The following is a 24,635-nucleotide window of genomic DNA, read 5'->3' on the forward strand; positions in this document are numbered from 1 at the left end:
GCGCCCGGCCTGCCAGATTCACGCGGCGGTGCCGGCTTTGACGCGCGGCTTGCGTGTGGGCGCTGCGGAGGCGCTGGACTTTGCCGCACGGCCTTTCGCGCCCAGCCCAATCTTGTGCGCCATCGCGCGGCGGGCCTCGGAGTAGCTCGGCGCGACCATTGGATAGTCCGATTTGAGGTTGTAGCGGGCGCGATACTCTTCCGGCGTGAGACCATGCGTCGAGAGATGCCGGCGAAGTGTCTTGTAGGGCTTGCCGTCGATCATCGAGATGATGTGATCTTTCGAGCCGAGCGATTTCCGCACCGATACGGCCGGCGTGTATTCGGTTTCACCGCCGGCTTCATCTGCCGGCTCAGCTGCCGAGGCGGTTGTTCCAGCGAGCTCGATGACCGTCGTGTGCATCGTGCGCAGGAATGCAGGCACATCTTCAGCGGCCACGCGGTTGTTCTGGTTGCCGAGCCAAGCAATCGTGAGTTCAGCGGCAAGTTCGACGGCGTTCAGGGAATTTTCGTCCGACATACACAACCCTTCCGTGGTTGGCGCAGCGCGGTCTCAGATTTGATAGCTGCACGCCTGGTTGTCGTCCCTGTCGTATGTTGGTCGGCGAAGCAACCAACTCCCGGTCAACCATCGGCTGTATTATCGAACGCGCGCTTTCCGCGGCGGCGCCACAGCAGCACTGCTGGATCGCGGTCCTCGCCTTGTAGAGTCGCTGCGGCGCTCACCAACAATCCGAAGATCACCGCCCGATCATCATCGGTCAGGTCGACTAAGCCCGCTTTCGCGACCAGGCCGCCCAACTCGATCAGTTGGCGCGTGCGCTCGCGGCGCTTCATGACCCATGCCCGCTTATCATCACGCGCGATCTTCGCTTGCAGCCGGTGGAGTGCTGCCCGCGCCCGGCGCAGCGCCAGGATCGTCCGTTGTTGCGCCTCGAGCGCTGCGCGGTGCTGCCTGAAAGAAGGCCGCGCCGCGTTTGCGCCAACCCTCCTTCGCGGCTGCATCCTTGGTGTCGATGGCGCTCAACAGCGCGCCGGCCAGTTGCTCGGCCGGGAGCGCGTCGGCTCCAGTCGCGATGACCAGCTCGCCGAACTGGCGCAGCTTGCGGTCCTTGAGCTGCTTCGCCTTGTCGTTGAGCGCTTGGAGTTCCGAATCATAGTCGCGGGGTTTACGCATCGCGCCGTCCTCAATTGATGATCGAGAACGCTTCAGTTAGTAACTGTATCGATCAGCGTAAATCACCTGAAACATCGTGGGACGAACACGTCCCGAAAAAGATGAATTCTTTTGAGGGCGCGCTTATACGTCGTGCCGACGTTGCTCGTGTAGTTTAGGTGGATTGCCGCCATGGCGATCTACCATTTCTCGGCCAAGATCATTTCCCGTGCCAACGGATCGTCGGCGCTGGCGTCCGCTGCCTATCGCTCCGCTTCGCGCCTCTATGATGAGCGGCTGGATCGACACCACGACTTCTCGAACAAGGCCGGCGTCGTTCACTCCGAGGTGATGCTGCCGGAGAGGGCACCCGAGCATCTCGCCGACCGGGAGAAGCTCTGGAATGCGGTCGAAGCGGCCGAGCTGCGCAAGGACGCGCAGCTTTCCCGCGAGGTGGAATTCGCCATCCCGCGCGAACTGGACCAGACCGAGGGCATCCGCCTGGTACGCGACTTCGTCGAACGGGAGTTCGTCACGCAGGGCATGATCGCAGATCTCAATGTCCATTGGGATGTTGGCGCCGACGGCGAACCTAAACCGCACGCGCATGTGATGCTCACCCTGCGTGACGTCGACGAGAACGGGTTCGGCAAGAAGAACCGAGACTGGAATCGCACCGACCTTCTGGAGAAATGGCGCGAGCGCTGGGCCGAGCACGTCAACGCGCGGCTGGCCGAACTCGATATCGATGCACGGGTCGATCATCGTTCCCTCGAAGCGCAAGGCATCGATCTTGAACCGCAGCACAAGATTGGCCCGGCCGCTGCGCGGATGGCGGAGCAGGGGCTCGCCTCTGAGCGGTTGGAAGAGCACCACGCCATCGCGTACGCTAACGGCGAGAAACTGCTGGCGAAACCGGCGCTGGCGCTCAAGGCGATCACCCGCACCCAGGCGACCTTCACCACGCGCGACCTTGCGATGTTCGTGCACCGCCATAGCGAGGGAAAGGATCAGTTCGATCGCGTGATGGCGGCGGTGCGCGCATCGCCGGAGTTGGTCACGCTCGGTAAGGATGGACGCGGCCAGGACCGTTTCACCAGTCGCGACATGGTCGAGACCGAAAAGCGGCTCGAACGCGCCACCGTCCGGCTGGAGGCGAGTCGGCGGCACGGCATGGACGAGCAGCATCGCAAGCTCGCATTGGTGCGCGCGGAAATGCGCGGCCTGTTGCTATCAAGCGAGCAGCGCAGTGCCTTCGACCATGTTACAAAGGGCCAAGGGTTGGGCGTAGTCATCGGCTATGCCGGCACCGGCAAGTCGGCGATGCTCGGCGTCGCGCGCGAGGCGTGGGAGAGTGCCGGATATTCGGTCCGCGGCGTAGCGCTGTCCGGCATTGCCGCCGAGAATCTTGAGGGCGGTTCCGGGATAGCGTCACGCACGATCGCCAGCATGGAGCATCAATGGGCCGATGACCGTGAATTGCTGACCAATCGCGATGTGCTGGTGATCGACGAGGCCGGTATGATCGGCACTCGGCAGATGGAGCGCGTGCTTACCGAAGCCGAGAAGCGTGGCGCCAAGGTCGTGCTGGTCGGCGACCCGGAACAGCTCCAGGCGATTGAAGCGGGTGCCGCATTCCGCGCGACTGCGGAGCGGCATGGCAGTATCGAGATCACCGAGATTCGCCGCCAGCGGGTGGACTGGCAGCGCGATGCCACGCGCTACCTCGCGACTGAACGGACCGCGGAAGCGATCAGCGCCTATGGTCGGCACGACCGCATTCATGATGCCGAAACGCGCGAGGATGCACGCGCCGACCTGATCGATCGGTGGGATCGCGATCGTTCCGAAGCGCCAGGTGCTTCACGGATCATCCTGACCCACACCAACGACGAAGTGCGCGAACTCAACCTCGCCGCGCGCGATCGGCTACGCGCTGGCGGCGAGCTGGGCGAGGGCGTGCTGATCTCGACCGAGCGAGGCGCGCGCGAGTTTGCGCCTGGCGACCGGATCATGTTCTTGCGCAATGAGCGCGGCCTCGGCGTGAAAAATGGCACGCTTGGACAGGTGCAGTCCGCTACCCAGGCGCGGATGGCAGTGCTGCTCGACGACGGACGTTCGATTGCTTTCGATGTGAAGGACTATGCGAACCTTGATCACGGCTATGCCGCGACCGTGCACAAGGCACAGGGTGTGACAGTCGATCGGGCGCATGTACTGGCCACGCCGGGGCTCGACCGGCACGCCGCTTATGTTGCGTTGTCCCGTCATCGCGATAGCATCGACCTACATTACGGTCGCGATGATTTCGCGGATCGGCAAGCATTGACCCGGGCGCTTTCGCGCGAACGCGGCAAGGACATGGCTGCGGACTATCCATCGCCCGAACGGGCGCAGATGCAGCAGCCGGGGCATAACCGCTTCGCCGGGCTGAAGCTTCGGCTCACGCCGGAGGTGCCGGAGCTGTCTCCGTTCGAACGAGCAGTGGTGCGTGTGGCCCGTTCGGCAGCCGATATTCTGCGCGTCCGAACCGAAGGCTCTGCGGAACTTCCGCATCAACGCGCCGCACTCGACAAGGCTGTTGCTGAAATGGAGGGACTCCGCCCGGGCGTTAAGGGCGACCTGCAGAACGTGTTCAATGCCGATCGCACGGCGATCGATGAAGCGGCGAACGGACGACCGCAAAGAGCGATCCGCGCGATGGCGTTGGAAGCCGAGATGCGAGCCGATCCAGCCAAGAGGGCCGATCGGTTCCTCACGCGCTGGGAGAACCTGCAGAAGCAGTCCCAGCGGGCGTATGTGGCGGGTGATATGACAAGCCACAAAGCCATCCGGAACGAGATGGCGGGCATGGCAAAAAGCTTGGAGCGTGATCCCCAGATAGAGTCGATACTCGCCGTTCGCAAAGCGCAGCTCGGGATCACGATCGACACCGGCCGCCGGCTAGGAGCGGAGCTGGCTTTCAATCACGGGATCGACTTTGGGCGGGGGCGCGGGCTTGGACGCTGAAGCGGTGGCCGCTTTGCGCCCTAATTCTGGCCGTTCAGCTTGCTCCAGCGCGAGCCCGAAACCTGCCATTCGTCAAGCGATAGCCGGAATAACCGACATTGGGACAAAGGCGCGCATCGAGCTTGCCGGCTGCGGGAAGCGGGTGACAGCGTCAGTCTGCACCTTCTGGACTAAGCTGATCGGCATCGAGCACTGCTCGGAGGGTCTTGCCGCGACGCCGAGCAAGTGGAGCGGCGATCGAGATCGATCATTCCAGTCGCCTTGCCGGGTTCACCTGACCGGAACGATCCAGAATTTGGTGGGATATTAACCGAAGGACGGATTTGTATTCGCCTTTCGCTTGGATTGCTCCAAATCGAAGTCGTTACGCTTGCAATCTCTATACTTGGCACCAGATTAGGCGGCAAAATATCAGGGAGAATTACGTGGTTCGTCGTGTCTTCTTCAGCTTCCATTTTGACAACGATTTCTGGCGGACGCAGCAGGTCAGAAATATGGGGGCTCTCGAGGGGCAATCGTTATGCACTCCGAACGCTTGGGAGGAGGTCAAGCGAAAGGGCAAGGCGTCGATTGAGCAGTGGATTGCCGACAACATGTACGGCAAGAGCTGTGTCGTCGTGCTGGTTGGTTCCCAAACGGCTAGCCGCCCGTGGGTCCAGCACGAGATCATCAAGGCCTGGAACGACAAGAAGGGTGTTGTCGGTATCCGCGTCAACAAGCTGCTCGATCGCAACAGCCAGACATCAGTTGCGGGAACCAATCCCTTCGAGGGAATCACCTTCAACTCAGGCAAGAAGCTATCTGATGTCGTTCAACTAATTACTCCGACCGGAAACGACAGCAAGGCCGTCTACGCGTCGATCTCGAATGGCATCGAGAAGTGGATTGAGGATGCTATCGCGATCCGGGGCCGCAACTGAGTAGATTGGGGACGGCGACATGGTGGCGGCGACGACGAAGCGGTTCCTGAAAGATTATCCCGAAGCCCTCATAAGCGGCACGGGCGCAGTGTTCGTCGGTGCTGGCGTATCCATGGGCGCGGGATATCCATCGTGGGCATCGCTCCTCACCGAAGTTGGCGAGGAGCTTGGGGTCAAGCCCGGGGAACTCCACGATCTTGCGGCGCTCGCCCAATGGAGCATCCAGGAGAACGGGTCCGCCACTCAGGTACGAAACGTCATCAAAGAGCAGATCGGCGTCGAACACGCTGTTCCCACGACTTTGGAGATCATCGCTCGTCTGCCGGTGAAGTTCATCTGGACCACCAACTACGATAGATTGGTCGAACGCGCCTTCGGCGGGGTAAATCGACCGATCGACACAGTCTCCGGTGCCGCCGACCTCGCCCTTCGCGCGACGCCGGGAGCCACCCGCCTGTTTAAAATGCACGGGTCTGTCGAGCGGCTAGACGATGTTGTCATCTCCACGGACGACTATGAACTTTATCGCTCAAAGCGGGGTGCCTTCCTGCCCCTGCTGCAGGCTCACCTCTCCAGCATGTCCATGCTATTCCTCGGCATTAGTTTCACCGACCCCAACATCCGGCATGTGCTGTCCCTCATCCGAGAGAGCTTCACGTCCGCACCGCCTGAACACTTCGCCATCGTCCGCCCGCCGCAGCGGGACGACTACAAGACCGACGCCGAGTTCGAGGCGCGCATCACTCAGCACAAGCTCTGGAGCCGGGATCTGAAGCGCTACGGTCTCGTCGTGGTTGAGATCGACGACTATTCCGAGGTGCCCGAGCTACTGCGGCAGGTCGAGCGGCGCGTGGCGGCGCGCCGGGTGTGGGTGAGCGGCAGCTGGCCTCCCGAGGCCGGCGACGAGATCGCGAAGGTCTATAACGTCGCGCACGCCATCGGCCGGCTCGTGGGCGATCGCAACCGCGACCTGGTCAGCGGAGCGGGTCTTGTCGTCGGCTCGGCCTCCATCGCCGGCTTCCTCGACGCGCTGCGATCGAGTGGCGGTTGGGATCTCGAGCGACGCCTCATCGCACGCCCCTTCCCCCAACCAATTCCTGGCGCGGCGCCTGACAGGGCGCAATGGGCAGCCCTTCGTGCCGAACTGGCCAGGATCGCGGGCGTCGTCGCCTTCGTCGGCGGCATGAAAATCGATCCGTCCACCGGCTCGCCGGTGATCGCGGGCGGCGTCCTCGACGAGTTTGAAGCCGCCAAGGCAGCCGACTGCTTCGTCATCCCGATCGGTTCGACTGGCGGTGCAGCGGCTCAGATCTCCGACAGCCTGATCGGGTCCGACATCGAGACGTCCGGGCACAACGCTATGCGCCCCACGGACGACGAACTGAAGGAACTTGCGCGCGACGACACCACCGTCGAGGAGATCGTGAATCTGGTTGCAGAGATCTTGACGCGCATCGCCAAACGAGTCTGAAATCACATGGTAGAATATGTTACCCGTGAAGAGCTCCGCAGTTACGCGACCCGAATGGGAACGGCCGAAACGGCGAGGATCCGCAAGGCTGCCGCTTCAAGGTCACTCGCAGGGTCCACATTCCTCTCCCATTCGAGCAAGGACGATGATCTGGTTGCGGGTGCGATTCGAGTTCTCGAAGACCATGGCGGCAAGGTCTACGTCGACGAGATCGATCCGGAGATGCCTCCCTATACGACTGAAAAGACAGCCGAGCTTCTGAAGACCCGAATTCGCGATACCAGCCGCTTCGTTCTCCTTGCCAGTAAGAACAGCAAGGAAAGCAAATGGGTGCCTTGGGAACTCGGCATCGCTGACGGCGAGAAAGGTATGTCGAAGATCGCGCTCTTCCCGGCATCTGACTCCAGATATGACCAAGCATGGGCATCATGGGAATATCTCGGCCTGTATCGCCGCATCGTTTGGGGCGGCCACCAAAGCTACAATGGGAATATCTGGATGGTGCTCAACGAGAGGGAAAACACCGCCACCGAGCTGAGCAGATGGCTGAAGGGCTACTAGTTCAACCCCGCCGGTACTTTGCTGCGGAGATGCTCGCGCTAACAAAGATGGAGCGGACGTTCCCGCCACTGCGTCGAAACGGCTTATGTTGGTCGAGAACTGATGAACCATGTTGACCCAACGAGCGTCCGCTGACCTTGAGAGACTTCCTGGAAGCGGTCAGTCTGCAAACGGCCCAGGATCTGACCGGCAGCTTGTGCAAAAGCGGCTCGGCTGGAATGCGCCCCACGTTCGGACATTGAAGATCCGCACGCCGTTCTGAAAAGCAGACGTTATGGAGTGCCCATTGTATAGGTAGTAGTCGGCCCAACGTATCAGCGTCCTATGCGCTTGTGCTAGACTGGCTACTTATGAAAGAACGCCTAATCACGCTCGCCCATTGGTTTGCCGGCCAACTCCAGGCTGTCGCCGCCATGCTGGAGGGCGTGGGCATTCCCGCTAGTACGCAATCGAAATTCGTGGATCTCGCGCCGACCGATCAGGCCGATAAGGCCGGCGTATATGCCGAGGCTCTGCTCTACGCGACAAGCAACAAAAAGGTGTTCAACATCGCGCTGACCGGTCCGTACGGCTCCGGCAAAAGCAGCATCATTCAATCCTTCCTGAAACGATATCGGCGGCGCACGCTGCACATCTCTCTCGCAGCGTTCGCGCCCGAGGGCGATACGCGCGGGGAAAGCGTCAGCCGCCAGGAGATTGAACGAAGCATCCTGCAGCAGATGCTCTACGGCGCTGACGCCAACAGACTGCCGTTGTCGCGCTTCAAGCGCATCCAATCGCCCGGGGTCTGGTCGATTTTCAAATCACTTTTCATCATGATTGGCCTGCTCGCGCTATGGCACATGTTCCAACAGTACAAGGCGATTATCAGCGGCGCCTTCTTCACCCCTTTTGCGCTTGGCAATTGGCTGAACCTGGGAAGCTTCGCGGTAGCAGCGTCGTTCCTGTGGATAATGCTTCATCATTTCTACGTCGCGAGCTTCGGAGTGTCGCTTAAGAGCATCTCGTTGAAGGACATCGAGATCAGGCCGGCTTCAGACAATTTGGAGTCGATACTCAACCGCCACCTGGATGAAATCATATATTTTTTCCAGTCAACGGACTATGATTTAGTTATAATCGAAGATCTAGATCGCTTCAATAACACCGAAATTTTCGTGACGTTACGCGAGATAAACAGCCTTGTGAACGAGAATGCTGGTGTCAAAAGAACAATCCGATTCTTGTACGCGCTTCGCGATGACATGTTCGTGAACACAGACCGGACGAAGTTCTTCGAATTCATTATACCAGTTATTCCGATCATCAACGCGTCGAATTCGATCGACATGGTGCTGGAACAGGGGAAACGGCTCGCGCTGGACGGCCGGCTCGATCGGCAGTTCCTGCGAGAGGTCTCGAGGTACCTAAACGATCTCCGGCTGATTCAGAACATCTTCAACGAGTATGCTATTTACGTCGCCAACCTCGAGACCGACCATGACAATCTCCTAGATGCCAACAAGCTGCTGGCGATCCTAATCTACAAGAATGTGTATCCTAGAGATTTTGAGCGGCTGCACCGCGGGGAGGGAAATTTCGCCGGCGTTCTGAAACGTGAGACTGACCTCGTCGCGCAGGGCGAGGCCGCGTACAGGTCCGAGATCGCGGAACTCGAGCAGCGGCTTGAAATTGCCGAGCGGCAGACACCGGCTGACCTGAAGGAATTGCGCAGGATCTACGCCATGGCCCTATTTGAGGGACTCCCGGCGGGTGTCCTCAGCATCAGCTTCGACGGACAAACATGGATTGCCCCCTCGGAGTTGGTCGGGGCCGATGGATTCGAGCGCTGGATCGACGCTCCGCAACTCACCTACCGCAACATTCACGGGCACCAGCAACGGAACCCTATCGCCACCTGGCAAGCCGATGTGGATCCTCACAGATCTTACCAGCAACGCAGGGCCGAGATTGACAATAAAGCGGCCAATAACAAGAATGAGAGCTTGCGCCGAATCAGCGAGCTCAGATCGAAGATCGGGACGCTTCGAACGACCAAATTGAACGAACTGATGCGTTTGAACTCCGACCGCCTCGAAGACCTGTTCGAGAGCTTCGGCGAGAAAGGCGAGCTAGCCCGTTTCCTGATCCTGGAGGGGTACCTCGACGACACCTATTATCAATATACCTCGCTTTTCCATTCGGGCCGGCTGTCGCCGCACGATAACAAGTTCCTGATTCAGATACGGGCATTCACAACGCCGGACCCGGAATTTCCGATCGACAATCCGAAGGAAGTCATCGTGGCAATGCGCGACGAGGATTTCCGGCAGAGCTATGTCCTCAACGTCAAGCTCGCCGACTGCCTGCTGAGTGATCGGTTCCGCTACGCCGAGCAAACGGCGAAGCTTTTCGAGTTTCTTTCGGCCAATTTCGAAAGCTGCGAGGCCTTTTTCGATGCCTATTATGCGGGCGGTCGCGATGTCGCAGGATTGCTATCGGGACTGGCTGGCGCCTGGCAGGAATACGCCCCCACAATCATCGCCAGCCCGCGCAGCCTGTCCCATGTCACGCAATTGCTATCGAGCGTGCCTGAGAAGCTACTCGAGCGCCTGGCGAGGGACAACGATGAACTCGCGGAGTTCGTCTCGGCGAATCTACCTGAGATTTTGGCTCAGGCGCCCGAGATGACTCCGGAGCGCCTCGAGCGCGTCGGCTTTGAAGTCAGGGATCTCGCTTCGATTAAGGAGCATCCCGGGATCATACGCGCGATGTTCGAGAATGGGCTCTTCGAACTCACGATCGCGAACCTGGAATATGCCTATCAGGAGGTCATGGGCGAGCCCGATCTGGAGTCGCTGCGCGCCAGGAACTACACCACCATTCGCTCCGCGAATAACGCAGTATTGATCGACAGGATCGAGCGCGACTTCGATACCTATTTGCACGATGTCCTGCTCGGGCTGGATGACAATTCGACCGAGGACGCCGCAGCTATCCTGGCTATCATCCTCCACGAGAACCTCGATCAGGAAGATCTTGAGGAGTTTCTGGGACGGCAGACGGTCCTCCTGCCAACGCTCGCCGACGTCCCCTCCAAGGCGCACGCGATGCTCTTCCAGCAGCGTGCGATCGAGCCGACTTGGGCGAACTGCCTCGCTTTCATCGAAAGCGAGGGGTTCGAGCCGGAAAGCCTGATCGCATATCTCAATCGAGAAGATGTACGAGCGGCTATCGTCAGAGAGCCGATGCCAAGCAATTCAGCTGCACAACCACTGCGCAAGTTTCTCATTGGCGCGGCGGCGCTGTCGGATGCCGCCTATAAGGAATATGTAGAGGCGTTGCCCAAGCCGTTCGACAATTTCCCGGAAGGACTGGATCGAGCCAAGCTTGGAATCCTGATAGAGGAAAGAAAAGTCACGTTCGACAAGGCTAGCCTCGACGCGCTCGCCCCCGAGCCAGAATTGCAGCTGTTATTCGTGGCAGCGAACGTCGCCGCCTATCTGGCCGATCCTCAAAGCTTTGCGCTCGACGACGAATTTCGGGAACGACTGCTCCGAACTGAAATCGGCGATGGAAACAAGCGCGCGCTGGTCGATTTGATGGACCTCGGCGCGCTACCCGGCCTGCCCGAGCGCGCAGCGCTTATCGGTCCGGTCATCGACCGCAGCGGTACCGGAATAGCCGGTCTGGATGCTGGCTTGGCGCAAACCTTGATCACGCATTCCAAGCCCATCTCGACGCAAATCTCGCTCTTCAACAAATTTCATTCCGTTCTCGCGGACAGCGAAGTCCGTCAGGTGCTGGAAACTCTCCCCCGGCCATTTTCTGAGATCAGGACGGGCTACAGCTCCCCTCGCCTGACGAACACCACCGAAAACATCGCATTGGTCAAATGGCTCGATTCCAGAAACATAATCTCATCCTGGAGCGAGGGTACTTTGTTCACCGACGACATACGCGTGAATCTGAAAAGGCGATGACAAGACGCAAGAGTTGGGATTTCAGCCGCGCTCGAGCTCGCCACGATTTCGAGTGCGCCGCAAGGGATTGCGAAACATCGACCCCTACCGGTTAGTCCAATCGTAAGATGAAGGTGACCCGATGAACCGTCCGCTCGTCGTGCTGCATGGCATCCATCTCAATGACTATGACGGCAGCCTGGAAGGCTTCTATGCGGGCGGCTTCAAGTGGGCGGCGGAAAATGGATGGGGCGGGGAGGTTCTGAATTTCAGGCCTGCCTCCGGTCGCTGCTATGGCCATGTCGAAGTGCTTGAGAACTCGATCCACATCGAGAAGCTCGGCACCACGGCCACGAGCGACTCCATTGACAACGTTTTGGTCGTCTGGACCGCGCCGGATCCGTCGCCCCGTCGAGGGAGGATCGTCGTCGGGTGGTACGACAACGCCAAGGTCTATCGTTATCGCCAGCAGCCCAAGGGCGCGTTGAAGCGAGCGAGGACCTATCGCGATCCGCACTCGCGCAAGCCGCACACGCTGTCGTTCCAGGTCGAGGCGGACGAGAAGGATTGCCGGCTGCTCGCGCCAGAGGAGCGGGTCCTTTGGATCCCGCCGCGCAAGAAGGGCGACAAGGGTATCCCCGGCCAGAGTCCAGTCTACTTCCCCGAGCTGCAGAAGGAGGTCGGGCCCGAGATCGCGCGCCGCATTCGTCATTTCATCGAGACCGGGAAAGCATTGCCGCTCTCGGAGGCTGTCTCGCCGAAATCCGGAAGCAAGGGCAATCGCTTCCAACCGGATCCAGAGAGGCGTAAGGAGATCGAAGATACCGCGATGCGGATCGTGACCGACCACTTCGAGGCGCTTGGCTACGACGTTGACGACGTCTCGGCGACGAAGCTGGGGTATGACCTCGTCGCCGTTCAAGGCGACGCGACGCTCTGCATCGAGGTGAAGGGCCGGTCCGGCAGGGCGGTGGTGGCGGACTTCACCTTCAACGAGTTTGACAAGATACGCCTCGAGGAACGCGGGAAGTTCCTCGATGGGAGCTATCGAATCTGCATCGTCACCGACGCATTAGGCGAGCGCGCCGGCCCGAAACTGCACCATTTCTGGTGTGTCACTCCGCCCGGCGCGGCGAAAACCGCCTCGCGGCACCGCGCTTGGCAAAACATTGGCGGCGAAGGAACGCTTGAGCTGACACCGCGTGAGGCCGCCCAAGGCCGGGTGCGCTAAGCACTCAGGTAAGGTGCGGCGCGGTCTCTGTACCAGCCACGATCGCTGCGACCTTATTCCGAGGAAATTTTGCCAATCGTAGCGGGCGATGGGCGATGCTCAAGGGCCGCCGCATCCAACTAAACGCCGTCAGCCCGGCCTGACCGCCTGACCGAGGCCGGCCGCCTCAACGATCTGTTTGGCGGTCGCGAACAGGCCGATGCCACCAAGGACTATCTGGTCGAGTAAATCCCCGCCGGCCGCATCAGCCAGCCCGAAGAGATCGCTAAACCTGCCAGTCAACTAACGGCCTAGAGGCAGTCGTAAACCGTTCGGACTTGCGAATCTTGCACCGGGGCACGGAATCGACGGCCCAAGGCGTACCGTTCGATGTCACGAAAGCCGAGAAAAAATGTGGGACGAAAAGTGGGGGCGACTTCAGCCAAATCGTCCGAAACGGCGGATTTCCGCCATTTTCCGCTTGACGATGGTGACCCCTACGGGAATCGAACCCGTGTTTCAGCCGTGAAAGGGCCGCGTCCTAACCGCTAGACGAAGGGGCCATGCCGAAGCGTGGAGGCGGCCAGTTAGGGAAGGATCGGCACGCGGTCAAGCGGCTTGATCGATCCTTTTCCGATTATTCGCCTAATCCGCCCATGCGGCATCCTCGACGTGCAATTCGGCGGCAGGGCGGGAGCCCCAGTCGTCGATCCTGGCCCGTCCGGCGAGCCAGAGCTTGCGATGGCGCGGAGCGGAGAGCAGCGCCGCGCCCAGCTCGGTATCGGCCTGGCGGAAGGCGACGGCCTTGAGGCTGCGCCCGTCCGGCCCCGAGACGATCAGCCGGACATGCCCGCCCGATCCGACCACATCGGCCTTGATCACCGTCACCGGCCCGGCGACGACGCGCGGCGCCGGCCAGCCCATGCCATAGGGCCCGCCGACTTCCATCGCATTGACCAGATCGGGGCAGACGCCGCCCGGCGCCACCACCGCGTCGAGCAGCAGCGCCCGCTCGCCCATTGCCTGAGTCACCCGCTCGGCGAGCCGCTCCTCGAGGAATTCCACGAACGCATCGAGCCTGTCCGCGTCGATCGTCACGCCGCAGGCCATGGCGTGGCCACCACCGGCCGCGAGCAGCCCGGCATCCTTGGCGGCGAGCACCGCGGCGCCCAGGTCGACGCCGGGGATCGAACGGCCCGAACCCTTGCCCACGCCGTCCTCGTCGAGCGCGATCACGATCGCCGGCCGGCCGAGCTTCTCCTTCAGTCGCCCGGCAACGATGCCGATCACGCCGGGATGCCAGCCCTTGCTCGCCACCACGACGACCGAGTGGTTGGCCTTGAGCAGGCTGATCTCCTCCGCTTCCGCCTGCACGCCCGCCTCGATCGCGCGGCGCTCCTCGTTGAGCAGGTTGAGCTCCTCGGCGATGGTCCGCGCCTCTTCTGGGTCGCGCGTGGTGAGCAGCCGCACGCCCAGGTCAGACCGGCCGACACGTCCGCCGGCGTTGATCCGGGGCCCGAGCGCGAAGCCGAGATCGGTGCAGGTCGGCGCGCGGGTGAGGCGCGAGGCCTCGATCAGCGCGTTGAGCCCGATATTGCGCCGCTGCGCCATCACCTTGAGGCCCTGGGCGACAAAGGCGCGGTTGAGACCGCGCAGCGCTGCCACGTCTGCCACGGTGCCTAGCGCGACGATGTCGAGCAGGTCGAGCAGCTTGGGCTCGGGCCGGCTGGCGAACCAGCCGCGGGCACGCAGCGTGCGGACCAGGGCCGCACCAAGCAACCAGGCGACACCGACCGCGGCGAGATGGCCATGCGCGGCGCCCTCGTCCTCGTCGAGCCGGTTGGGATTCACCAGCGCCAGCGCCACGGGCAGCTCGGTGGTGCATTTATGGTGATCGACCACGATCACCTCGGCGCCGGCGTCGCGCGCCATTTCCAGCGCCTCGAAGGCCTGGGCGCCGCAATCGACCGTGACGATCAGGCTGGCGCCTTCGCCCTTGAGCCGCACCAGCGCTTCGCCCGAGGGGCCATAGCCTTCCATCAGCCGGTCGGGGATATAGGGGCGGGCCTCCAGGCCCAGGTCCCTCAGAAGCAATATGAGGAGTGCTGCGGAAGTAGCTCCATCCACGTCGTAATCGCCGAAGATCGCCACCTGCTCACGCTTCTCGATCGCGTCGGCGAGCCGCTCCGCCGCCTTGTCCATGTCGCGGAAGATCGAGGGGTCGGGCATGAAGGCGCGGATGCTCGGCGCCTTGTGTATGTCGAGCTCCTCGCGCGCCACGCCACGGGCGAGGAGGAGCTGGGTGACCAGGTCGTCGGGCACCAGCCCGCCGCGCGAATCACTGGCGAGCCCGCGCCAATGCCAGGGCTGGCCGGTGATCGAACGCTGGATATTGAGTACCACGGACATTGGAACAGCTATGGAACAGGGCAGGGGGTCTGTCCATCGCCACCCCGCGCGCTATCCTCTGCTATTCGGCCGGTTGCTGGGCCACCTGCTGGAGGCGCTGGGCATAGGCCCGGGCGAATTGGTCGTGGATCCTGGCGAGGCCGGGATCGGTGGCGGTACGCGCCTTTTCCGCGCTCAGGCGTTGTCGGCGTTCGAGATATTCGCGGTCATTCTGCGGGGGCATTTGAAAGCTCCGGCTTCAAGCGGCAGCTCTCCCGTTGCTGTCATTCAGCGCCGTGCTCGTTCCGGGGACGCCAATGGCCTGTTGATACGCGCATCTGCCGAATCCCGCATGCATCTGGATCAAGATGCAAACGCTTTGTCGCATTTGTCGCACCGCCTGCGTCCAGCGGATTTTCTCCGTGCGAACCGACCGGGCTGGCGCTCACCGGATTACATGCCTACATCGCGCCCCTTATGGCTCGTCCGCGTCCCTCTCCCGAGAAAGTGAAGACCGTCGCCGAGAACCGGCGCGCGCGTTTCGATTATTTCATCGAACACACCTATGAGGCCGGCATCGCGCTGACCGGCACCGAGGTGAAGTCGCTGCGCTTCGGCGAGGGCTCGATCACCGAAGCCTATGCGGAAGTGAACGAGGGCGGCGTCTGGCTGGTCAATTCGAACATCCCCGAGTTCAGCCATGGCAACCGCTTCAACCATGAGCCCAAGCGTCCCCGTAAATTGCTCCTTCATGAGCGCGAGATAAACAAGCTCCATGGCGCGGTGGCGCGCGAGGGCATGACCCTGGTGCCGCTGTCCATCTACTTCAACGGACGGGGCCGCGCGAAGGTCGAGCTCGCGCTGGCAAAGGGCAAGAAGACGCATGACAAGCGCGAGTCGATCAAGGAGCGGGATTGGAAGCGTGAGCAGGGACGTCTGCTCCGCGGCGGCCGTGACTGATACCGCGTCCCCGGCCGACAAGTCGCGCTTCCGTCGCTGGCTCGACAAGGCGACGCCCAGCCGCGAATCGGTGGAGACCAATCGCTGGCTGCGTCCAGTGGCGAACCGGGTGATGCATTCGTCGCTCTGGCGTTTCACCCGCCGATCGGTGCCGCGCGGCGTGGCGCTGGGCGTGGTGACCGGCGTGCTGGTCCCGATGGGCCAGATCCCCGCCTCGGCGGTGCTCGCATTGCCCCTGCGCGCCAATATCCCGGCCGCCGCGGCGACCACCTTCATCACCAATCCCTTCACCACGCCGCCGCTCTGGGTGGCGGCCTATTGGCTGGGCAGCTGGATGATCGGCCCTGGCGAGGTCGTGGCGAAGGCGCAGGTGATCGAGCAGAGCTGGAGCGACTGGCTGGTCCACCAGGCCGGGCCGGCGACGCTCACCGGACTCGTCACCATCACCGGCGCGCTGGCGCTGATCGGCTATTTCGGCACCGCGCTGGCATGGCGGCTGTGGATCGCCCGCAAGTGGAAGCGGCGCCAGGCGGCGCGGGCGGCGGCCTGACCGCGAACGTTCGCTTCCGTTAGGAGGCGGACGCTTCGCCTTTCAGTTCCCCGGCGAAGGCCGGGGCCCAGTATCGGCGCAGCCGGTTGGGGCGATCAGTCCTCTCGAACGACATTGCAACTGGACCCCGGCCTTCGCCGGGGAACAGGGGAGGCAAGATGCACTCCGCCTCCACTGTGCAACCAACCAGAAACATAATTGGTCGCCAGAGTGTAACAATGTTGCGCCGAGTCGATTGACGGAGCGTATCGACGGCGTAAGACAGCGCGCACCAACTCGTTCGGGGGTCTCCTCAATGCGCCTGTCGCTCCTCACCACCACCTTCCTCGCCGCGCCCGTGCTGCTCGCCGGCTGCGCGCACAACCAGCCGCTGCCGACCGCCCCGGTCGAGGCCGCGCCCGTCACCGAGGCGGAAGCCGCGCCGCCGCAGCCGGAGAAGCCCAAGCCGGTCTATGGAAGCTATGGCTTCGACACCGCCGGCATGGACACCGCGGTGAAGGCGGGCGACGATTTCTACAACTACGCCAACGGCGCCTGGGCGAAGAACACCCCGATCCCGGCCGACAAGTCGAACTATGGCTCGTTCAACATCCTGGACGACAACGCCAAGAAGCAGACGCACGAGATTCTCGACGCCGCCAAGGGCGATCCGAATTCGAAGATCGGCACCGCCTATGCGACCTATCTCGACAGCGCTGCGATCGACGCCAAGGGCCTCACGCCGGCCAAGCCCTGGATCGACCAGATCAAGGGACTGAAGGCCAAGGCCGGCTATCCCGCGCTCGCCGCCGCCGCCCGCCGCAACGGCGTGGGCGTGCCGTTCGGCGCCTATGTCGGCCAGGACGACAAGGAGCCGGAAGTCTATGCGCTCAGCCTCGGCCAGGCCGGACTCGGCATGCCGGACCGCGACTATTACCTCTCGAAGGACGCCAAGTTCCTCGAGACCAAGGCCGCCTATGAGAAGCATCTCGCCGCGCAGCTGACCAATGCCGGCGAGCCCAATGCCGCCGCGCGTGCCAAGGCGATCGTCGCGTTCGAGACGAAGATCGCCGCGGTCCAGTGGACCCGGGTCGAGAGCCGCGATGCGAGCAAGACCTACAACAAGATGACCGTCGCCCAGCTGCAGAAGTCGGCGCCGGGCTTCGACTTCAAGGCCTTCTTCGCCGCCGGCAAGTCGCCGGTCGACACCGTGATCGTCGCCCAGCCGAGCGCGATCACCGGCATCGCCAAGCTGATCCAGCAGGCGCCGCTCGACGTGCTCAAGGACCAGCTGCTGGTCCGCACGCTCGACGGCTTCGCCGATGTGCTGCCGAGCGCCTTCGACAAGGAGCAGTTCGCCTTCTACGGCACCACCCTTTCGGGCACGCCGGAGCAGGAGGAGCGCTGGAAGCGCGCGGTGGACTTCACCACCGGCGCGCTCTCGGACGACGTGTCGCAGGTCTATGTCGCCAAGTATTTCCCGCCCGAGACCAAGGCGGCGGCCGACAAGCTGGTCAAGAACGTCATCGCCGCGATGGACCGCCGTATCGATAAGCTCGAGTGGATGGCGCCGGAGACCAAGGTCAAGGCGCATGCCAAGCTCGCCGCCTTCACCCCGAAGATCGGCTATCCGGATCGCTGGCAGGACTATGGCTCGCTGACGATCACCGCCGGCGACGCGTTCGGCAACAGCGTCCGCGCCAATAACTGGGGCTATGACGACAATATCGCGAAGCTCGGCCAGCCGATCCGCCGCTGGGAGTGGGGGATGACCCCAATGACGATCAACGCCTATGCCAATTTCGGCATGGTCGAGATCGTCTTCCCGGCCGCGATCCTGCAGCCGCCCTTCTTCGATCCGAACGCCGATCCGGCGGTCAATTATGGCGGCATCGGCGCGGTGATCGGCCATGAGCTGAGCCATCATTTCGACGACCAGGGCGCCAAGTACGACAAGGAAGGCCGCCTGACCGACTGGTGGACCCCCGCCGACGTCGCCGCCTTCAAGGCGCGCACCGACGCGCTGGTCGCCCAGTACGACCAGTACGAACCGCTTCCCGGCATGAAGGTGAAGGGCGCGCTGACGCTCGGCGAGAACGTTGCCGATCTGGCCGGCCTCACCGTCGCCTATGACGCGTACAAGGCCTCCCTGAACGGCCAGGAAGCCCCGGTGCTCGACGGCTTCACCGGCGACCAGCGCTTCTACCAGGGCTGGGCCCAGGTGTGGCGCCGCAACTATCGCGAGGCGAACCTGCGCCAGCGCCTGCTGACCGATCCGCACTCGCCCTCGCAGCAGCGCGCCTGGGTCGTCCGCAACCTCGATCCCTGGTACGGTGCGTACAACCCCGATCCGGCTACCAAGCTGTTCCTGACGCCCGACAAGCGCGTCCGGATCTGGTAAGCTTCTTTTCCCTCTCCCAGCGGGAGAGGGAAGGGGCCCGCGCGCGAAGCGCGTGGGAAGGGTGAGGGTCGAGATCCAGTCGACCCTCACCCTTCTGCGCCTTCGGCGCTCCCTCCCTCTCCCAAAGGGAGAGGGAATTGTGTCCTTGACCCGCGCCCTCCGACCGAACATCGGTGGCGCATGGCCACGTTGCCCGTCCACACGCCCGTATCGCCGTCTCGCCGCTGGCTGCCCTTCGCGGCGGCGGTCCTCGCGGGCATTTTCGCGGGCGCGGTGATCCTGCTCACGCTGAACGACCGCGCCGTCGCGGTCGGCTTCGTCGCCGCGGGCGTGCTCGTCGCCGGCGCGCTCTGGGGCGCGCGCAAGCTCTTCCATGCCGATGCCGCCGCCGAGCAGCCCATCGACTGGTCGGTCGCCCAGGCGCTCGCCGCCGCCAGCGACGACGCGCTCGCCGTCACCGACCGCGCCGGCCGGCTGGTCTGCGCCAACAGCCGCTTCGAGGCACTGTTCGCCGGCTGGCCGACCCCGCCCAACCTCCCCGTCAGCGATGCAGCCGTCGCCGCGCTCGGCACTGCCGCCCGCACTGCCTGGCGCGACGGCGAGGCGCGCGAGGACGGCATCCAGGTGTTCGGCGCTCCCGTCTCCGCCCGCGTCCAGCGCGTCGGCGAGGAGTCGCTGGTCTGGCGCTTCATCGGCGTCCAGGCGCTCGACCTCGCCAGCCAGACCCAGGCGCTGATCGACGGCCATACCGGCGACCGGCTCGGCTCGTCCGGCATCATGGCCGCGATGGTCTCGCCCGAGGGCCGCGTCCGCGCCGCCAACCGCGTGTTCCGCCTGCGCGCCATGGGCAGCGGCGAGGCGGCGGTGGAGGGCAGGGACTTCGCCCGCTTCCTGATCACCGACTCGATGGGCCTGGTCCGCTTCGAGCGCGAGGGGCTGCAGGGCAATCCGCTCCGCGTGCTCCAGATCCCGTTCCTCGACGGCGAGGAGGCGCCCTTGCTCGTCGCCTTGCTCGACGAGGAGGTGGGCAACGCCCCCACGCCAGCGATCGGCGCCAGTGCCGGCGCGCATGTCCGCTCGCTGATCGCGCTGCTGCCGCTCGGCCTCGCCTTGGTCGATCGCGACGGCCGCTTCGTCAGCATGAACGACGCGTTCGTCCGCGCCACCCGGGTCAACGCCGCCGCCCCGCCGCTTTACCCGGGCGACCTGGTGGTGCGCGAGGACAAGGCGGCGCTCGCCGATGCCGTGCGCCGCTTTGCCGGCGGTGCCCCGCAATCGGCCGAGATGACCGTCCGGATGTCCGACGCGCCCGACGAGCCCGTCTCGATCGGCATCGCCGGCGCGCGCGGCCTGGGTGACGCCGCGGTCCTGATCAGCCTCAAGGACTCCGGCGAGGAGTCCAAGCTCAAGCGTCAGGTCGCCCAGGCGACCAAGATGCAGGCGGTCGGGCAACTTGCAGGGGGGGTCGCGCACGACTTCAACAACATCCTCACCGCGATCATCGGCCATTGCGACCTGATGCTGATGCGCCATTCGCCCGGCGACAGCGACTATGACGACATCCAGCAGATCCGCGCCAACTCCAACCGGGCCGCCTCGCTGACCCGCCAGCTGCTCGCCTTCTCGCGCCAGCAGACCTTGCGCCCGCAGCTGCTCCAGCTGCCCGACGTGATCTCCGAAGTCTCCAACCTGCTCAAGCGTCTGCTCGGCGAGACGGTGCGGCTCGAGGTCAAGCACGGCCGCAACCTCGGCCCGGTCCGCGCCGATCCCGGCCAGCTCGAGCAGGTGGTGGTCAACCTCGCGGTCAACGCCCGCGACGCGATGCTGTCGAAGAACCCGAGCGGCGGCGGCACGCTGACGATCGAGACGATGGCGGTGCCCGCCTCCGAGGTCCGCCGCATGGACGACGACGTGCTGCCGGTCGGCGACTATACCGCGCTGCGCATCGCCGACAACGGCACCGGCATCCCGCCCGAGATCCTCGCCAAGATCTGGGAGCCCTTCTTCACCACCAAGGAAGTCGGCAAGGGCACCGGTCTCGGCCTGTCGACCGTCTATGGCATCATCAAGCAGTCGGGCGGGTTCATCTTCGCCGACAATGCGCCGGCGGGCGGGGCGGAGTTCACCATCTACCTGCCGGTCCATGCCGCGACCGAGGCGCCGGTGCCGGCCAAGCTGCCGGGCGTGAAGGAGAAGCCGGTCGATACCTGGGGCACCGGCACGATCCTGGTGGTAGAGGACGAGGACATGGTCCGCGCCATCGCCGAGCGTGCGCTCACCCGCCAGGGCTATACCGTGGTCACCGCCGACAATGGCGAGGCCGCGCTGGAGCTGATCGAGACGATCGAGCGCCCGGACCTGCTGATCTCCGACGTCGTCATGCCGGTGATGGACGGGCCGAGCATGGCGCGCAGGATTCGCGCCAAATATCCCGACCTGCCGATCCTGTTCATGTCGGGCTATGCCGAAGAGCAGCTCCGCAAATCGATTGATCTGGAGCAAGTTTCCTTCCTGCCGAAACCTTTTTCGGTACAGCAACTTGCCGAAGCTGCGCGGGAAGTGCTCGCGCCGAAATAAACCCTTGGCGTCCCGCGGCTTTTTTGCGATGGAACCCGATATGCCGGGGCCTCAGAAAATACTGATCGTCGAAGACGAGCCGCTCATCGCGATGATGCTCGAGGACTTTCTCGACGCGCTCGACCGCGCCGTCGCCGGGACCGCGGACAGCGTCGCCACGGCGCTCGAACTGGTCGAGGCGGGCGGGATCGATGCAGCGATCATGGACATCAACCTGCGCGGCGGCGAGACCAGCTGGCCGATCGCCGATGCGCTCACCGCGCGCGGCATTCCCTTCGTGCTCGCCACCGGCGGGGCAGGGGACATGGTCGCCGAGGCCTATCGCGATCGCCCGGTGCTCTCCAAGCCGTTCACGATGGACAGTGTCGAGAAGGTGCTCGACAGCCTCGTCGGCGCGGCCTGAGGCCAGTTTCCGCCTGGCAGTCAGTTCCTGAACAACTGATCCACGCTCTTCCCTGAAGCAAGCGCCGCTGCAACCTTCCGGCGGGCGTCATGGTAGACGAGCCCCGGCGTCGATTTGCCCGCAGCCCTGAGCGCCGCTGCCTGCGCATCGGATAGGCTGCTCTCCTGCGCCACATGGTCGCAATAGCCCTCGACCTTCCAGGTCGCGAAAGTCCGCGCGGCCAGGCCGTAGCGCTGGTGGATCAGCAGGTGCGTCGTCTCATGCGCGATCGTGCCGCTCAGCGTGCGCCGGTTCCCGATCGCGGCGCTGTTCTCCACGCCGTCCCCTGCGATCGAGGTGCGGTTGACCACGATGTTCATCGAGAAGGGCCGCGTCACCGCAAAGGCGCCGTGCGAGGTCGGCAGCGAGAGCAGGCTCCAGCGCCAGCCGCCATCGGTGAGATAGACGGATCGCGGGCCCAGCGGTGCCGCGATAGCGCTCATGGCATTGCGCTTCGCCGCCCGGTCGAGGATCGCAGGCATCTCGGGTCCGATCGGTGACACCGAATAGACCGTGATCTCGCCGAACTGCGCGCGATGGGGAAAAGCGAGCACCGCGGGCACATAGACTATGGTGCCCAGCGCCCCGGCGGCCGCCAGCGCGCCGCCGCCCAGCCAGCGATTGAGCTTGCGAAGATCGGTCATGCAGTTCCTCCCGAAAGTGAAACTGCCCAAGTCATCGTCCGCCCGCAAGTCGCCGGAAAGAAAGATGTTTCGCAGTTGTTTCCAGTCATGTCACGACTTGATCGAAACCGCGCGCTGGATCATTCTGCGCCCACAAAGAGGGGAAATCGAAATGCTTCTGTATCGTTCGCTGCTCGCGGGCGCCGCTCTGGCGCCGATGCTGTTCCTCACCGCTTGTGACAGCGGCGGTTCGAACGGCGGTGGCACGCCCACGCCCACCCCGACCACCACGCCGACCCCGACCAACAGCGCGCCGGTGTTCAACTCGGCTACCGCAGTGAGCGTGGCGGAGAACACCACCACCTATTTCTACACCGCGACCTCCACCGATGCGGACGGCAACACGGTCACCTATTCGATCAACGGCGGTGCCGATGCAGCGCTGTTCCAGATCGACGCCACCGGCCATCTCTCCTTCCGCAGCGCGCCCGATTTCGAGGCGCCGCGCGATGCCGACCGCGACAATGTCTATCAGGTGACGATCGCTGCCTCGGACGGCACCGCGAGCACGACGCTGGCGCTCGCCGTCACTGTCACCGATCTGACCACCGGCAATTATCGCGCCCGCCAGGTCAGCAGCGCCTTCACCCAGCCGAACAACCTCGTCGCCAAGCCGGGTGACGCCACCCAGGTGTTCGTCACCGAGAAGACCGGGCGGGTGAAGCTGCTCAACGTCGCGACCGGTGCCGTCGCCGCCACGCCGTTCCTCGATCTCTCCGGCCAGGTCTCGACCGATGCCGATGGCGGTCTGCTCGGCTTCGCAGCTTCCGCCGACTATGTCGCGAACGGCTATGTCTATGTCGCGCTGACCACGACAGCGCACAATCTCGAGGTGCGCCGCTATCGTGCCGCCGCCGGCACCCGCGACGTCGGCGATCCGTCGACCGGGGACGTGATCCTTTCGGTCGCCACCCCGGACAACAACTTCACCGGTGGCTGGATCGGCTTCGGCACCGATGGCTATCTCTATGTCACCACCGGCAGCGGCCCCAATCCGGGTTCGAACCCGAACGACCTGTTCGGCAAGGTGCTGCGCATCGACGTGAGTAGCGACGCCTTCCCGGCGGATGCCTCGCGCGACTATGCGATCCCGGCGACCAATCCCTTCGCAACCACGGGCGGCGCGCCCGAGGTCTGGGCCTATGGCTTCCGCCAGCCGCGCCGGGCGGGGTTCGATACCTTCACCGGCTACCTCTATGTCAGCGATTGGGGTGCCCCGGTCAGTTCCTTCTTCGAGGCCGAGCTCAACATGATCCGGCCCGAGGACAAGGGGGGAGACTTCTCGCCCTGGCGTGAACGGCTGACCAGCTCGGCACCGTTGCCGGCGGGGCAGTTCTACCCGGTGTTCAAGCTGGGCCGTGGCCTCTCCCCGACGACGTCGGCCGAGCACTACACGCTGTCCGCAGGTCCGGTCTATCGCGGGCCGATCGAGGCGCTCCAGGGCGCGCTCCTGACTGGCAGCTACGAATCCCTCAAGACTATCAGCGGCTGCAAGGCGGCGGCACTGGTGCAGAATTCAGCCAGCGGCAACAGCTGCGTGCAGATTCCCGATCTGCAGACCAACCTCCAGCCGGTGACATATACCTATGCCTTTGGCGAGGATGCGAACCGCAACCTCTACATCCTCCAGCCGGACGGGAAGGTCTTCGTCGTCGAGCCGAACTAATCGATCAGCCGGACCGGATCGCCCAGGCGGATGAGCCCCGGGCGCGCCGGTCCGGCATAGATGCCGTAGCAGCTGGCGAATTGCTGCGCGACGGTGCGCAGTACGCGCGGCTCCTTCGCGCCGGTATGCGGGTCGATCGTCACGATCACGCAGCGCTTGATCGGATCGGCGCACTGCACCACCGCGCCGTCCTCGTCGCTGCCGAATGCCAGCCGCCGGCCCTGCCAGTCGCTGGCGGGCAGGTCGCTCTCGACGATCACGTTGATCCGGAACCTGTCGATATCGAGCGCGCAGCCATGCGCCGCCTCCAACGCGGCATGGCCGCCGCTGCTCTGGATCGAGACCGGCATCGAATCATAGCAGCCGCGCGCCACCTGGATCAGCGCGGCGGGCTCACCCGCGGCTGCCTCCAGATGCGCCTTGAGCATCGGATCGTGGAGCGAGATGCTCGCGCCATCGGGGGTCTGGACGGCGATCGCGCTGGTCTTGGGCTTGCCCGGATCCTCGAAGCGCGCCCGGTGCAGCACCATCGCCGGCACCTCGCGCGCAGTCAGCCACGGGAAGCGCGTGCCGTTCGCCGCGCGGACGAACGCATATTGCCGGTCGCCCTCGATTCCCTGCCAGTCGAGCTCGGCCACGCCCAATTGCTCCCCGGCCATCGACTTCACCGGATAGCGATTGAGCGCGCTGACATGGCCGAGGATGCGGGTCATGGCGCGGCG

The 24,635-nt window shown here is 63.7% G+C and carries 20 protein-coding genes and 1 tRNA gene; 12 read left to right on the forward strand and 9 right to left on the reverse strand.

Annotated features, from left to right (window positions below; translation table 11 throughout):
* Nucleotides 1-18 precede the first annotated feature (18 nt).
* The 3 genes from J2W22_RS14615 to J2W22_RS14625 form a co-directional block, all read right to left on the reverse strand.
* The gene (locus tag J2W22_RS14615) at nucleotides 19-519 is read right to left on the reverse strand and encodes a MucR family transcriptional regulator (RefSeq protein WP_307118967.1); all 501 of its coding nucleotides are present in this window, start codon (nucleotides 517-519) and stop codon (nucleotides 19-21) included.
* 104 nt (nucleotides 520-623) lie between these two features.
* Nucleotides 624-836, reverse strand: a complete 213-nt coding sequence (locus J2W22_RS14620; protein WP_307118968.1) for a conjugal transfer protein TraD — start codon at nucleotides 834-836, stop codon at nucleotides 624-626.
* Between the two features lie 19 nt (nucleotides 837-855).
* Nucleotides 856-1,176 carry a conjugal transfer protein TraD gene (locus tag J2W22_RS14625; protein WP_307118969.1) on the reverse strand — a complete coding sequence of 107 codons (321 nt, stop codon included), beginning with the start codon at nucleotides 1,174-1,176 and terminating at the stop codon, nucleotides 856-858.
* A gap of 171 nt (nucleotides 1,177-1,347) precedes the next feature.
* Between J2W22_RS14625 and traA the strand changes: the two genes are divergently transcribed.
* The 6 genes from traA to J2W22_RS14655 all read left to right on the forward strand — a co-directional run bounded on the left by traA (nucleotide 1,348) and on the right by J2W22_RS14655 (nucleotide 12,288).
* The gene (gene traA / locus J2W22_RS14630) at nucleotides 1,348-4,164 is read left to right on the forward strand and encodes a Ti-type conjugative transfer relaxase TraA (protein ID WP_307118970.1); all 2,817 of its coding nucleotides are present in this window, start codon (nucleotides 1,348-1,350) and stop codon (nucleotides 4,162-4,164) included.
* A 425-nt stretch (nucleotides 4,165-4,589) separates the two neighbouring features.
* Entirely contained in the window at nucleotides 4,590-5,084 is a 495-nt protein-coding gene (locus tag J2W22_RS14635; protein WP_307118971.1) for a TIR domain-containing protein, read from the forward strand.
* 19 nt (nucleotides 5,085-5,103) lie between these two features.
* Nucleotides 5,104-6,555: an SIR2 family protein gene (locus tag J2W22_RS14640; RefSeq protein ID WP_307118972.1), complete on the forward strand. Its 1,452-nt coding sequence runs from the start codon at nucleotides 5,104-5,106 to the stop codon at nucleotides 6,553-6,555.
* A 6-nt stretch (nucleotides 6,556-6,561) separates the two neighbouring features.
* Nucleotides 6,562-7,116 (forward strand): toll/interleukin-1 receptor domain-containing protein, encoded by a 555-nt coding sequence (locus J2W22_RS14645; RefSeq protein ID WP_307118973.1) that lies wholly within the window; start codon nucleotides 6,562-6,564, stop codon nucleotides 7,114-7,116.
* A gap of 350 nt (nucleotides 7,117-7,466) precedes the next feature.
* Nucleotides 7,467-11,078, forward strand: a complete 3,612-nt coding sequence (locus tag J2W22_RS14650; protein WP_307118974.1) for a YobI family P-loop NTPase — start codon at nucleotides 7,467-7,469, stop codon at nucleotides 11,076-11,078.
* A gap of 121 nt (nucleotides 11,079-11,199) precedes the next feature.
* Complete coding sequence (locus J2W22_RS14655) at nucleotides 11,200-12,288, forward strand: protein NO VEIN domain-containing protein (RefSeq protein WP_307118975.1); 1,089 nt, start codon at nucleotides 11,200-11,202, stop codon at nucleotides 12,286-12,288.
* A gap of 129 nt (nucleotides 12,289-12,417) precedes the next feature.
* On the opposite strand, the gene J2W22_RS14660 is transcribed toward J2W22_RS14655, so the two are convergent.
* From J2W22_RS14660 to J2W22_RS14675, 4 genes are all read right to left on the reverse strand, one after another.
* Nucleotides 12,418-12,570: a hypothetical protein gene (locus tag J2W22_RS14660; RefSeq protein ID WP_307118976.1), complete on the reverse strand. Its 153-nt coding sequence runs from the start codon at nucleotides 12,568-12,570 to the stop codon at nucleotides 12,418-12,420.
* Nucleotides 12,571-12,755: 185 nt separating this feature from the next.
* Nucleotides 12,756-12,830: transfer RNA gene (locus J2W22_RS14665), tRNA-Glu, on the reverse strand.
* A gap of 82 nt (nucleotides 12,831-12,912) precedes the next feature.
* Complete coding sequence (recJ, locus tag J2W22_RS14670; protein ID WP_307118977.1) at nucleotides 12,913-14,676, reverse strand: single-stranded-DNA-specific exonuclease RecJ; 1,764 nt, start codon at nucleotides 14,674-14,676, stop codon at nucleotides 12,913-12,915.
* Between the two features lie 61 nt (nucleotides 14,677-14,737).
* On the reverse strand, nucleotides 14,738-14,899 hold the full coding sequence (locus J2W22_RS14675; RefSeq protein ID WP_307118978.1) for a hypothetical protein: 162 nt from the start codon (nucleotides 14,897-14,899) through the stop codon (nucleotides 14,738-14,740).
* A 233-nt stretch (nucleotides 14,900-15,132) separates the two neighbouring features.
* Here J2W22_RS14675 and smpB point away from each other — a divergent pair, with 233 nt between their 5' ends.
* From smpB to J2W22_RS14700, 5 genes are all read left to right on the forward strand, one after another.
* Nucleotides 15,133-15,615 (forward strand): SsrA-binding protein SmpB, encoded by a 483-nt coding sequence (gene smpB / locus J2W22_RS14680; RefSeq protein WP_307118979.1) that lies wholly within the window; start codon nucleotides 15,133-15,135, stop codon nucleotides 15,613-15,615.
* Nucleotides 15,608-16,165, forward strand: coding sequence for a DUF2062 domain-containing protein (locus tag J2W22_RS14685; protein WP_307118980.1), 558 nt, complete (start codon nucleotides 15,608-15,610; stop codon nucleotides 16,163-16,165). The genes smpB and J2W22_RS14685 overlap by 8 nt, the downstream gene beginning before the upstream one ends.
* Before the next feature lie 295 nt (nucleotides 16,166-16,460).
* Complete coding sequence (locus J2W22_RS14690; protein ID WP_307118981.1) at nucleotides 16,461-18,545, forward strand: M13 family metallopeptidase; 2,085 nt, start codon at nucleotides 16,461-16,463, stop codon at nucleotides 18,543-18,545.
* Nucleotides 18,546-18,725: 180 nt separating this feature from the next.
* Entirely contained in the window at nucleotides 18,726-21,122 is a 2,397-nt protein-coding gene (locus tag J2W22_RS14695) for a hybrid sensor histidine kinase/response regulator (RefSeq protein ID WP_307118982.1), read from the forward strand.
* 40 nt (nucleotides 21,123-21,162) lie between these two features.
* Nucleotides 21,163-21,525: a response regulator gene (locus tag J2W22_RS14700; protein WP_307118983.1), complete on the forward strand. Its 363-nt coding sequence runs from the start codon at nucleotides 21,163-21,165 to the stop codon at nucleotides 21,523-21,525.
* A 20-nt stretch (nucleotides 21,526-21,545) separates the two neighbouring features.
* Here the strand turns inward: J2W22_RS14700 and J2W22_RS14705 are convergent, their stop codons facing one another.
* Complete coding sequence (locus tag J2W22_RS14705) at nucleotides 21,546-22,208, reverse strand: hypothetical protein (RefSeq protein ID WP_307118984.1); 663 nt, start codon at nucleotides 22,206-22,208, stop codon at nucleotides 21,546-21,548.
* 151 nt (nucleotides 22,209-22,359) lie between these two features.
* Between J2W22_RS14705 and J2W22_RS14710 the strand changes: the two genes are divergently transcribed.
* A complete protein-coding gene (locus tag J2W22_RS14710) occupies nucleotides 22,360-23,913 on the forward strand; it encodes a PQQ-dependent sugar dehydrogenase (protein WP_307118985.1) in 1,554 nt (517 codons plus the stop codon).
* Here the strand turns inward: J2W22_RS14710 and J2W22_RS14715 are convergent.
* The gene (locus tag J2W22_RS14715; protein ID WP_307118986.1) at nucleotides 23,910-24,626 is read right to left on the reverse strand and encodes an MOSC domain-containing protein; all 717 of its coding nucleotides are present in this window, start codon (nucleotides 24,624-24,626) and stop codon (nucleotides 23,910-23,912) included. The genes J2W22_RS14710 and J2W22_RS14715 overlap by 4 nt on opposite strands.
* Nucleotides 24,627-24,635: the final 9 nt, after the last annotated feature.

Origin of the sequence: Sphingomonas kyeonggiensis, from assembly GCF_030812785.1 — a bacterium.
Classification (GTDB): domain Bacteria; phylum Pseudomonadota; class Alphaproteobacteria; order Sphingomonadales; family Sphingomonadaceae; genus Sphingomonas; species Sphingomonas kyeonggiensis_B.